This window comes from Streptomyces sp. NPDC017056 (assembly GCF_044332485.1).
In the GTDB taxonomy this organism is placed as follows: Bacteria; Actinomycetota; Actinomycetes; order Streptomycetales; family Streptomycetaceae; genus Streptomyces.
The window spans coordinates 447,740-459,329 of record NZ_JBIRPD010000003.1; the positions used below are offsets into that span (position 1 = coordinate 447,740).

Sequence of the window (11,590 nt, forward strand, 5' to 3'; positions counted from 1 at the left end):
AGTCTCACATTTCCTTTGCGATGCTGTGGATAAGTTCCCGCGATGCGGCAGGGTTGAGCGAGGCTCGCCGGGCGGCTTCGAAAACCGCGCGATATTTGCTCAGTTGAGCCTCCGCGTCCAGAAACCCTGGCCCGTAGGCGCTGTCGAGTTGCACGGTGTCGAGCTGGGGAACGGGGCCGTCGGCGTAAAGTACTGATTGTGCTGACCCGATGAATTCTTCTGTGGAGAACGGAAGGACCTGTAGCGTCACGCTCGGCCATTCAGCGACTTCCAGCAGGTATTCGAGCTGGCCGCGGGCGACGGCGCGACCGCCGTACCTCATGCGCAGAGCCGCCTCGTTGATCACTCCCTCGAAGGGCGGAGGGGTGGCGCGCTCGAACAGTATGCGGCGCCTCACGCGCTGCTCGACGCGGGCATCGAGTTCGGTCTGCGGCAGTGGAGGCAATGCTCCGCCGAAGATCGTTCGCGCGTAGTCAGCCGTCTGGAAGATGCCGGGAATCGTGAGGCTTTGCAGTGACAGAATGCGCCGGGCGTGATGTTCCAACTCCGCGACATCCAGGAATCCTTGTGGAAGGACGCCGCGATACTCCTCCCACCACCCTTTGTGCCGTTCCTCGGCCATGTCGCAGAGGGCGTTGATCAGGGCGGAATCGCCGGCGGAGTAGAGCGAGGCGAGACGGCGAACCCGCTCCGCGCTGATCCCCCACCGTCCCGACTCCAGATGGCTGATCTGCGCCTGATTTCCGCCGAGCAGGGATCCGGCCTCGCGTGCGGGCATCCCTGACGCCTCGCGGAGCTTTCGCAGTTCCGCGCCCAGCCGTTGCTGCCGCACGGTGGGACTGCTTCTTGGTGGCATCGGCCCCTCTTCTGGTCGGCGTTCCCAGTCTGACGCGACACGGTCTCACGGGTCCACCTGTCAACGTCACGACCCCGTCTCATCCTTGTGCCGTCTCATGGATGTGCCCTACGGTCATGGCACCACCGCGCCGCACGTCGGAACGCCGAAGTGCAGTCACTCGCGCGCCCATTGGGTGCGTACCTGGGGAGTGGCCAGGCCACGGCAGCGGGCAGCGCGCACCATCGCGTTGGGAGACGTAGCCATGACTCTCGCACCCTCGAAACCAGCCTCCACACTCCCCGTCGCACGGGACGCGTTCCGGTTCGACCTGCTCAACCGGGCCACCGCGCCGGGGATCGCCCGGGCCGTCGTGACCGACCTCATGACCCTGACCGGCAACGCCGAACTCGTCGACGACGTGCGCGTTTTGGTCAGCGAGCTGGTCACGAACGTACACCTGCACACCGACACGGCCGTCGTACGTCTCGACGTGACCGTGCACCCCGCATCCGTACGCGTGGCCGTGTGGGACGACGCCCCCCGCAGCCGGCTCCTCAGCCTGCCCGTGCTGCTCGACGACGGGTCGGGGCGTGGCCTGCACCTGGTTGAAGCCCTGGCGTCCCGGTGGGGCGTCTACCGGCCCAACATCGACGCGCGCCGTCGCAAGGGGGTGTGGTTCGCGCTCGACCGGGGCGGCAGGGCCGGAGCCGCGCCCGACATGGCGAAGATGGCCTGATCGAGGTCGGCCCTACGGGGGCTCCGCCCCCTCCCCGTGCCGCTCACCGGCGGTGTCGCGGAGCCGCCCCGTACCGGGACAACGGCCGAATACGCACTGGCCGGGTAGTGACATACCGCGAGGAACACCAGCACAATCGCCAGGAACTTACCCGCGCGTAACAGGCGCACCCTATGGGGAGGCTCCCGGTGCAGAGCACGATGCAAGACGTACCCCTGCTCGTTTCGAGGATCTTGACGCACGGCGCGACGATCCACGGAAAGGCCGAGGTGATCACCTGGACCGGTGCCGGCGAGCCGCACCGCCGCAGTTACGCGGAGACCGGCGCCCGCGCCGCCCAGCTGGCCCACGCGCTCCGCGACGAACTCGGCGTCCGGGGCGACGAACGTATCGCCACTCTCATGTGGAACAACGCCGAGCACGTGGAGGCGTACCTTGCCATCCCCTCCATGGGCGCCGTGCTCCACACGCTCAACCTGCGCCTCCCCGTCGAGCAGCTGATCTGGATCGTCAACCACGCGGCCGACCGCGTCGTCCTCGTCAACGGCTCCCTGCTGCCGCTGCTGGCGCCGCTGCTGCGGCACCTGCCGGGCGTCGAGCACGTCGTCGTGGCCGGGGCGGGCGACCGCTCCCTGCTGGAAGGCGTCCGGCCGCGCGTCCACGAGTACGAGGAGCTGATCGCGGGCCGTCCGGAGCAGTACGACTGGCCGGAGCTCGACGAGCGGCAGGCCGCCGCGCTCTGCTACACCTCCGGCACGACCGGCGACCCCAAGGGCGTGGCCTACAGTCACCGTTCGCTCTACCTGCACTCGATGCAGGTCAACAACGCCGAGGCGTTCGCACTGGGCTCACAGGACATCGCGCTTCCTGTGGTCCCCATGTTTCACGTGAACGCCTGGGGCCTGCCGCACGCCTCGTTCATGGCGGGCGCCTCGCTGCTGATGCCGGACCGCTTCCTGCAGCCCGCGCCGCTCGCCGAGATGATCGAGACGGTACGGCCGACCATCGCCGCCGCCGTGCCCACCATCTGGCAGGGCCTGCTCGGCGAGCTGGACGCCACCAAGCGCGACGTCACCTCGCTGCGCAACGTCGTCATCGGCGGCTCCGCGTGTCCGCCCACCCTGATGCGCGCCTTCGAGGAGCGCCACGGGCTGCGCGTGGTGCACGCCTGGGGCATGACCGAGACCTCGCCGCTCGGCTCCGTCTCGCACCCGCCGGCCGGCGTGAGCGGCGACGAGGAGTGGGCCTACCGCGCGACGCAGGGCCGCTTCCCGGCCTCCGTGGAGGCCCGGCTGATCGGCCCCGACGGCGAGCACCTGCCGTGGGACGGGGAGTCGGCGGGCGAGCTGGAGGTGCGCGGGCCGTGGATCGCGGGCGCGTACTACGGCGGCGCGGACGGCGCCGACCAGCGCCCCGAGGACAAGTTCAGCCCCGACGGCTGGCTGCGCACCGGCGACGTCGGCACCATCACGCCGGACGGCTACCTGACCCTGACCGACCGCGCCAAGGACGTCATCAAGTCGGGCGGCGAGTGGATCTCCTCGGTGGAGCTGGAGAACCACCTGATGGCGCACCCGGAGATCGCGGAGGCGGCCGTGGTGGCCGTACCGGACGACAAGTGGGGCGAACGCCCGCTGGCGGCCGTGGTCATGCGGGACGGCGCGAGCGCCGGGTTCGAGGAGCTGCGGGCCTTCCTCGGCGAGCGGGTGGCGCGCTGGCAGCTGCCGGAGCGGTGGACGGCGGTGGTGGCCGTACCGAAGACCAGCGTTGGCAAGTTCGACAAGAAGGTGCTGCGCAAGCAGTACGCGGACGGGGAGCTGACCGTCACGCGCGTGGGTTGAGCCCGGCGGCGCGGGGGCGTACGGAAGGGGGCGTACGGAAGGGGCCGTCCGCACGGACGGCCCCTTCCGGTGGCCCGGTTTACAAGTGGCCCGGTTCCCGGTGGCTCGGTTTCCAGTGGCCCGGTTCCCGGTGGTCCGGATCCCGGCGACCCGGTTCCCGGTGGCCCGGATTTCGGCGGCTCAGTTCGTACCGATCTTGGCGAGCAGGTCGACGATTCGGGACTGCACCTCCGCGCTCGTCGAGCGCTCCGCCAGGAAGAGCACGGTCTCGCCCGCCGCGAGCCGCGGCAGCTGGGCCGGGTCCAGGTCGGCCGAGGTGTAGACGACCAGCGGGGTGCGGTTGAGCAGGCCGTTCGAGCGCAGCCAGTCGACGATCCCGGCCCGGCGGCGGCGTACCTGCATCAGGTCCATCACCACCAGGTTCGGCCGGGTCTGCGCGGCCAGCGTGACCGCGTCCGCGTCCGTCGCGGCGCGCGCGACCTGCATACCGCGCCGCTCCAGCGACGCCGTCAGCGCGCCCGCGACGGCGTCGTTCTCCTCGGTCAGCAGGACGCGCGGCGGGTGCTGTTCGCTGTCGCGCGGGGCGAGCGCCTTCAGGAGTACGGCCGGGTCGGCACCGTACGCCGCCTCCCGGGTCGCCTGCCCGAGGCCCGCGGTCACCAGGACCGGCACCTCGGCCGCCACCGCCGCCATACGCAGCGACTGGAGGGCGGTACGGGTGATCGGCCCGGTCAGCGGGTCGACGAACAGCGCCGCCGGGTACGCGGCGATCTGCGCGTCCACCTCCTCGCGGGAGTTGACGATCACCGGGCGGTAGCCGCGGTCGCTCAGCGCCTGCTGGGTGGAGACGTCGGGGGCGGGCCACACCAGCAGCCGGCGCGGGTTGTCCAGCGGCTCCGGCGGCAGCTCGTCGTCCATCGGCTGCGGCGGGTGCTCCGTCACCTCGACGGCGCCGTTCGGGCCGTCCAGCGGCTCGGGGCCCTCGCTGCCCTCGTCGGGCGCGGAGACCGCGAAGGCGCGCCCCTCGGAGCTGTTCAACAGGTGCTGCTGCGGTTGCTGTTGCGCCTGGCCTGGCGCCTGGCCGCCGGGCTGCGGGTGCGGGCGGGCCTCGGCGGGCGCCGCGTCGGACGCGGCCGTACGCTCCGCCTCCTGCGGCGGCTGGGCCAGCTTGCGCCGGCGGCCCGAACCGGCCGCGGGAGCCCCGGCGGCCTGGTTGCCGGGTGCGGCCTGGCTGCCAGGTGCGGCCTGGTTGCCGGGTGCGCCCTGGCGCTGCTGGTCGGCGAGCTGCTGCGAGAACGGCACGCCCTGCCCGAGCGTGCGCACGCTGAACGCCCGCCCGTGGGAGTGGCCGGCGGCGGTGCCGCCCGCCGTGTCGTCGTCCTCGGCCCCCTCCGGGGCGGCGGGCGCGGGCTGCGGCTGCCGGGGGACTGCCGGGGCCTGTGCGGGCGCCTGGGCGCCGCCGAGACCGTCGGCTGCCGTACCGGCACCGCTCGCTTCCGCTGGCCCGGCGGCGGGCTGCTGCGCCTGCTCCGCCTCCACCGGGCTGGGGCGGCCGCGCCGCCGCCCGGTCGGTGCGGGCGGCGCGTCGGCGGCCGCCGGAGCGGCTCCGGCGCCTGCCGTGGGCCCGCCCTCGGCAGGGTGCGCCACCAGGCCCTCGGGCCCGGCCACGAACGTCCCCGTCGACTCGGAGTCGGCCATCGCGGCCGCCGCCCGCTCCTCGGCGGCGGCCCGCCGCGCACGGCGCCGCCCGGTCGGCTCGGGACCCCAGCCGCCCCCGGGAGCGGACGGGTCGTGCGCGCCCGCGTCCTCGCCCGCGGCCTCCGCCGTACCCGGGTGCGCCCGGCGGCGGCCCGTGCCCGTGCTCTCCTGGGCATCCGCGGCCTGCCCCGACGCCTGTCCCGGCAGGACCGGCCGCGGGGGCAGGGGGGACTGCGGAAGCTGGTCCGCGGCCGCCGGCGGCAGCGCGAAGGCCGAGTGCCGGTTGGGCGCCGGGGCCTGCTGCTGGTCCGGGACCGGACGTTCGGCCGTGTCGGCCAGCGCCCGGCGCGCCCGCCGCCCGGACGGCGCCACCTGGCCCGGGGCAGCCTGCCCCTGCCCCTGCCCCGCGCTCGCGAGCGCGGGGAGCGCGGGCCGTGCGGCGTTCTCCGGTACGTCCTGCGATACGTCCTGCCGCCGGCCACCGGGCGGTACGACCTCGGCCCCAGCCATGCCCTGCGGCATCCCGGACGCGCCCGGCGCCCCCGGCTCCGCGCCCGGACGCCCGCCGCCCGAGCCGCTGCCGCCGGGACCCGGCCCCTGGGGGCCGCGCGCATCCGCTTCGTTACGGGCCCGGGGCACCTGGCCGCCGCCGCTACCGGCCGCGGCTGCGGTGCCACCGCCCGGCTGCTGCTGGGCCGGCACGTCCGCCCGGCGCGCACGCCGGCGCCCGGTCGGCGTGTCCTCGGCCCCGCCACTCTCCGTCTCGCCGCCCGGCACACCGGAGCCGCCCGCCGCACGCGCACCGGCGGGCCGCGCCCCCGCGTCCCCCTGCGCCTGCGTCCCCCGGGCCCGCTCGGCGGGCACCGGCATCACGGTCGTCTCGTTGCCCGTCGCCTCGCGCGCCCGGTCGGCGCCCGCGGCACCGGCCACCGGCGCGCCACCGGCCGACACCGGCACCTCCAGCACGTACGCGCTGCCGCCCGCGCCCGGCACCTGGTGCGTCTGGAGCACACCGCCGTGCTGCCGCACGATGCCGCGCACGATGGGCGCGTGGACCGGGTTGCCGCCGCCGTACGGGCCGCGCACCTCGATCCGTACGACCTCGCCGCGCTGCGCGGCGGCCACCACGATCGTCGAGTCCCCGGAAGCGGCGGCCGCACCGTCCTCGGCGCCGCCCGCCGCCTTGCCCGTCGCGTCCACGCCCGCCACGTCCGCGATCAGGTGCGACAGGGCCTGGGCCAGCCGGGCCGCGTCCACCTCGGCGTCGATCGGCGGCGCGTGCACGGCGAACTGCGCGCGCCCGGGGCCGATCAGCTCGATCGCACCCTCGACACCGGCCGCCACCACCCCGTCGAGCGACACCTTCGCCCGGTCGAGGCGCTCACCGCCCGCGTCCAGCCGCTGGTAGCTCAGCACGTTGTCGACCAGCGTCGTCATCCGCGCGTACCCGGCGGCCAGGTGGTGCAGGATCTGGTTCGCCTCCGGCCACAGCTGCCCGGCCGGATCGGCGGCGAGCGTGCCCAGCTCGGCCTTCAACTCCTCCAGCGGCCCGCGCAGCGACTGGTCCAGCACGGCCAGCAGCTGCGAGTGCCGCGCCGCCAGCGCGTCGTACGGACGCCGGTCGGTGAACGTCATCACCGCGCCGACGAGCTGGTCGCCGTCGCGTACCGGCGCGGTCGTCAGGTCCACCGGGACCGACCGCCCGTCCTTGGCCCACAGTGCCTGCCCCCGCACCCGGTGCTTGCGCCCGGACCGCAGGGAGTCGGCGAGCGGCGTCTCCTCCCAGGGCAGCGGCGTGCCGTCCGCCCGCGAGTGGTGGATCAGCGGGTGCAGCTCCTTGCCGCCCAGCTCGCTCGCCCGGTAGCCCAGGATCTGCGCGGCGGACGGGTTGACGAGGACGACCTTGCCGTCGGAGTCGACGCCGACCACGCCCTCGGCCGCCGCGCGCAGGATCATCTCGGTCTGCCGCTGCTGGCGGGCCAGCTCGGTCTCGGTGTCGAGCGTGCCGGTCAGGTCCCGCACGACGAGCATCAGCAGCTCGTCGCCGGTGTAGCCGTTGCGGTGGTCGGCGTACGCGGCCTCGAAGGCGGACTCGTACGGAGTACGGCCGTCCTCCAGGTTGGCGCTGGTCACCTCGACCAGCAGCTCGCTGCCGTCGGTGCGCCGCGCGACCATCCGCGTCGGCTTCGTACGCGGCCCCTGCTCCTGGTCGTCGTGGCGCCGCATCGACCCCGGAATGCGCTTGGAGTCGAAGGACGGCAGCAGGTCGAGCAGCCCGCGGCCCACCAGGGCGGTGCCCGGCGCCTCGAAGGTCTCCAGGGCGATGGCGTTGGCGTTGACGACCGTGCCGTTGCAGTTCACCAGCAGCAACGCGTCGGGCAGGGCGTCGAGTATGGCTGCGAGGCGAGCAGCGCCTCGGGATGGCCTGCTGCTCACGACGACGCTTCCTCCCTGAGTTACCGCACCTTGCCGAGCCCGCCGCAACGTCCGCAGCGGGTCACTGGAAAGGAGTCTACGGGCACCGGATGTGGACGCGGAGACGGATCACGAGGAGGTAATGCCACGGGATTGTGCGACTCGCCGCACGCCCGACATGTGCCCCGCGTCCTGAACTGGCCCGCTTCGGCGTCACGAACCGGCCGAGGGCAGCACCGGCACGAACCGGTCCCAGCGTCCGATCTCACAGCCGTTGGTGCGCTTGAACTGGGCGTTGACCGGACGCCCCGCCCAGGTCCCGGTGATCTGCGCGGTGGCGGGCCCGCCGTACTGCATCGTGCACTTGCTGTCCTTCGGCACGCCCGCGAACGCGTCCCTGCCCCACCGGGTCAGGGTGTCCAGCTTGTCGCAGGCGCCGCGCGCGTCGGTGTGGGTGCCGCGCGCCGGGTGGCAGTACAGCTCGCGCCGGCCGTCCATGGCCGCCTTGCCGGAGTCGGTGACGGTGATCACCAGGTGGTCGGCGGGGCGCGGCAGCGGGCGGGGCGCCGCCGTGGCCGGGGTGCCGACCAGGATGTCGGCGGGGGCGGAGGTGGCGGCCGGGGCCGCCAGGGCGAGGGCGGCGGTGGCGGTGGTGGCAGCCGTGGCGAGGCGGGGCAGCCGGCGGATCGGCATCGCGGACTCCAGGTCGTACGGGGACAGGGCCGGGGCCGGTACGGGGGCGTTCCCGCCGGGACCGTCCCGTCCCCGCAGCGTCTAACGCGCCGCACGGGCCGACGTTGCGCGCCGCCGCCCGCCCGGCCCGATGTCCGAACCCCGTTCGATTACCCATTCCCGTACGCGACGGCCGCACCCTCTGGTCGCCCCCTCCGGACGCCCTTCCTGACCACCCCCGGCCGCCTGCGAATCGCGGCCGAAAGACCTTTGCCGGGTGGCCGGTGCCCCGAGTACCGTAGGGGCCGATTGGTGACAGCCCGCCGAGCTGTGCCATCATCTGGTCACGCCACATCGCGCTTGCGCGCGGTCGGGGCGTGTGGAGGCGTCGCCTAGTCCGGTCTATGGCGCCGCACTGCTAATGCGGTTTGGGTTTTAAAGCCCATCGAGGGTTCAAATCCCTCCGCCTCCGCTCCCTTTAGTTCGGGCCCCGGTCACCACGACCGGGGCCCGAACGCATTTCCGCATCCGTACGCGACGCGAACACCTCCGCACCGCGGCGACACAGCCCCCGCACCGCCTCCGTACGACACTGGCCGGATCCCCCCGGGCGCACACGCCGTATCCGCGCCACCCTGCTCCCATGACAACCAACCGGGACGAGAACCGGGGCGACCGGAGCCGGGACCGGGACGAGAGCAATCGGAGCCAGGACCAGGGTCGGGGGCCGGATAAGGACCGGAGCGCGGATCGGGACCGGAGGCCGGACCAGAACCAGGGGCCGGGCCCGGAAGAAACCTCGACTGCCACCCGCCGCGCCACCCACACCTCCCACACCACCCACACCCACATCGCCGGCATCCCCATCCCCGACAGCGCACTGGCCAAGGAGGCCACCGAGCTCATCCGGGACACCACCGACGAGCTGATCTACCACCACTCCCGCCGCGTCTACCTCTTCGGCGCCCGGCACGGCCGCGAACGGGACCTGGCCTTCGACGCGGAACTCCTCTACGTCGGCGCCCTCTTCCACGACCTCGGACTGACCGACCGGTTCCGCTCCTCCCGGCAGCGCTTCGAACTGGACGGCGCCGACGAGGCCCGCCGCTTCCTGACCGCCCACGGCGTCCCCGCCGACCGCGCCCGCCTCGCCTGGGAGGCCATCGCCCTGCACACCACGCCGGAGATCCCGCACCACATGGCCCCCGAGATCGCCCTCGTCACCGCCGGCGTCGAACTCGACGTCCTCGGCATCGGCTACGACACCCTCCCGCCCGGGGCCCGCGACGAGATCCTCACCGCCCACCCGCGCCCCGATTTCAAGCGCCGCATCCTCCGCGCCTTCCACCAGGGCATCGCCCACCGCCCGGAGACCACCTTCGGCAACGTCAAGGCCGACGTCCTGGCCCGCTTCGACCCGGACTACATCCGTCCGGATTTCGTGCAGATCATCGAGGACGCCGCCTGGCCCGAGTAGCCCCCACTCGCCGCCATCGGGACGTTTTCGCAGGTCAGAGGGGGTGGGGCCGTCGGATTTCGCCTCACGGCGAGGTTCGTGTAATGTTCTTTCTGCAACGCCGACCGGCAAGAAAAACCGCCGGAAAGCCAAGCGCTCGTAGCTTAACGGATAGAGCATCTGACTACGGATCAGAAGGTTGCAGGTTCGAATCCTGCCGAGCGCACAGCAGGCCAGAGGCCCTGTCGAGTAATCGACAGGGCCTCTCGTCATGGGGCTGACGGTCGTAGTCAACGGCACGCCTCCGAAGGAGCGGCCAAACGTACAGCTGCCCACGATCACGCGGATGGAGCTGCGGCCCGGCGCTTCCGTGATCATGTGGGTGTGCGTCGCGCCCCCTGGGAGGTCCCGTGAGCAGCAGTAAACCGGTGTGGTCCGAGCGTGAGCTGCCGATGTTCTTCCGGCGGTGGCGCACTGACTGGAAGGACGAGGGCCTTTCGCCGGACAGCTACCTTGATTTCGAGGGGGGCCTGCGTTTCGTCCTGGCCGCGGCTTGGCTGTTCTGTCCCGAGACGGTCGAGTACCGGGGCTGCGTGTTCCTCAAGGAAAACTTCGGTCAGGGCTCTGTCGACGACTGGTTCGCGAACCTGGAGGACGATCGGCGCCGTATCGAACGCGTCGTCAACCACGTCGAGTTGTGGTCCGTTTTCGGCAACACTCCTTTGACGGATGACGATCGGCTCGGGGAGGAACTGCCTCAACTCGCGCTGGCCCTGGGGGAGTGCTGGCAGGGAATCCTGTCCGCGCGCTACCCCGACCGGGAAATCACCGTAGAGGTGAGCGACGAGGGAGACGGTTCCTACGGGCCGACTGTGACCTTCTGGACATTCCCGGCTGTTTCGGCCTTCGGGTAGAGGTGGTGAGGGGGCGCCTTCCCGGGAGCCGGGTTAAACGATTTCCCTCTGGGGGTGGGGGTGGCGTAGAGTTGGGTTCACCGACGCGGGGTGGAGCAGCTCGGTAGCTCGCTGGGCTCATAACCCAGAGGTCGCAGGTTCAAATCCTGTCCCCGCTACTGCGAAGACCGGTCCGGCACTGGAAAGTGCCGGACCGGTCTTTTTTGTGCGTCGCGGCAGGCTTTTTAGGGGGCGTCCGTGTAGTGGGCGGCCGGGCCGGTGGTGTGCGGGGCGAGGTCCGGGCGGAGGGTGAGGGTGTCCGGGTCGTAGTCGGGGGAGTTCTGGCGGCGGAAGGGCAGGGGCGGGGTCGTGGGGATGGCCAGGAGGCGGGTGCGGAGGGCGTCGGCGGTGGTCTCGAAGCCCTCGGGGGTCATGCGGTCCGCCGAGGGGACGAGGAAGGGCGGGAGGGCGCTCATGCCGGTGTACCAGTAGGTGCCGTGGTGGAGGGGGAAGAGCAGGTCGTCGAGGTCGCCGTTGACGCCTCGGGGGCCGATGGAGGCGGGGCGGGCGCCGGCGGTGACGACGGTCATGGCGCGCTTGCCGGCCAGCGGGCCGTCGCCGTAGCGCAGGGTCCGGCCGGTGGCGGGGTCGTCGATGCCGTACGCGAAGCCCTTGACGAAGACGCGGTCGAACCAGCCCTTGAGGATGGCGGGCATGCCGTACCACCAGAGGGGGAACTGCACGACGAGGGCGTCGGCCCAGGTGACCTTCTCCTGTTCCGCGCGGATGTCCGGGCTCAAATGGCCGCCCGTATAAGCGCGTTCGGACGCGTTGCCGACGTGCAGGCGTGCTTCCGGGGCGTGGTCGAAGTCGTCGGCGTCGACGACCGGGTTCCACTTCATGGCGTAGAGGTCGGAGAGCTGGACCTCGTGGCCGTGGGCGCGGAGGGTGCGTATGCCTTCGTCCTTGAGGGCTCCGTTCAGGGAGCGCTGTTCGGGGTGGGCGGCGATCCACAGGACCTTCATGGCGTACCTCCGGGGT

The 11,590-nt window shown here is 72.5% G+C and carries 8 protein-coding genes and 3 tRNA genes; 7 read left to right on the forward strand and 4 right to left on the reverse strand.

Annotated elements, in window-relative coordinates:
* Positions 1 to 4: 4 nt before the first annotated feature.
* Positions 5 to 832: a helix-turn-helix transcriptional regulator gene (locus ACH4OW_RS07735; RefSeq protein ID WP_360125143.1), complete on the reverse strand. Its 828-nt coding sequence runs from the start codon at positions 830 to 832 to the stop codon at positions 5 to 7.
* 268 nt (positions 833 to 1,100) lie between these two features.
* Between ACH4OW_RS07735 and ACH4OW_RS07740 the strand changes: the two genes are divergently transcribed.
* Positions 1,101 to 1,574, forward strand: a complete 474-nt coding sequence (locus ACH4OW_RS07740; protein WP_398025765.1) for an ATP-binding protein — start codon at positions 1,101 to 1,103, stop codon at positions 1,572 to 1,574.
* Positions 1,575 to 1,762: 188 nt separating this feature from the next.
* Positions 1,763 to 3,415 (forward strand): long-chain fatty acid--CoA ligase, encoded by a 1,653-nt coding sequence (locus ACH4OW_RS07745; protein ID WP_398025767.1) that lies wholly within the window; start codon positions 1,763 to 1,765, stop codon positions 3,413 to 3,415.
* A 180-nt stretch (positions 3,416 to 3,595) separates the two neighbouring features.
* Here the strand turns inward: ACH4OW_RS07745 and ACH4OW_RS07750 are convergent, their stop codons facing one another.
* The gene (locus ACH4OW_RS07750) at positions 3,596 to 7,549 is read right to left on the reverse strand and encodes a PAS domain-containing protein (RefSeq protein WP_398025769.1); all 3,954 of its coding nucleotides are present in this window, start codon (positions 7,547 to 7,549) and stop codon (positions 3,596 to 3,598) included.
* A 192-nt stretch (positions 7,550 to 7,741) separates the two neighbouring features.
* A complete protein-coding gene (locus tag ACH4OW_RS07755) occupies positions 7,742 to 8,221 on the reverse strand; it encodes an SSI family serine proteinase inhibitor (RefSeq protein ID WP_398025771.1) in 480 nt (159 codons plus the stop codon).
* A 360-nt stretch (positions 8,222 to 8,581) separates the two neighbouring features.
* Here ACH4OW_RS07755 and ACH4OW_RS07760 point away from each other — a divergent pair.
* The 5 genes from ACH4OW_RS07760 (at position 8,582) to ACH4OW_RS07780 (ending at position 10,728) form a co-directional block, all read left to right on the forward strand.
* Positions 8,582 to 8,672 (forward strand) — tRNA-Ser (locus ACH4OW_RS07760).
* Positions 8,673 to 9,050: 378 nt separating this feature from the next.
* Positions 9,051 to 9,677 carry an HD domain-containing protein gene (locus ACH4OW_RS07765; RefSeq protein WP_398026005.1) on the forward strand — a complete coding sequence of 209 codons (627 nt, stop codon included), beginning with the start codon at positions 9,051 to 9,053 and terminating at the stop codon, positions 9,675 to 9,677.
* Positions 9,678 to 9,809: 132 nt separating this feature from the next.
* Positions 9,810 to 9,882: transfer RNA gene (locus ACH4OW_RS07770), tRNA-Arg, on the forward strand.
* Between the two features lie 184 nt (positions 9,883 to 10,066).
* Entirely contained in the window at positions 10,067 to 10,570 is a 504-nt protein-coding gene (locus tag ACH4OW_RS07775; protein ID WP_398025773.1) for a hypothetical protein, read from the forward strand.
* An 84-nt stretch (positions 10,571 to 10,654) separates the two neighbouring features.
* A tRNA-Met gene (locus ACH4OW_RS07780) sits at positions 10,655 to 10,728 on the forward strand.
* 66 nt (positions 10,729 to 10,794) lie between these two features.
* Here ACH4OW_RS07780 and ACH4OW_RS07785 read toward each other — a convergent pair.
* Positions 10,795 to 11,574, reverse strand: coding sequence for an NAD(P)H-dependent oxidoreductase (locus tag ACH4OW_RS07785; RefSeq protein WP_398025775.1), 780 nt, complete (start codon positions 11,572 to 11,574; stop codon positions 10,795 to 10,797).
* Positions 11,575 to 11,590: the final 16 nt, after the last annotated feature.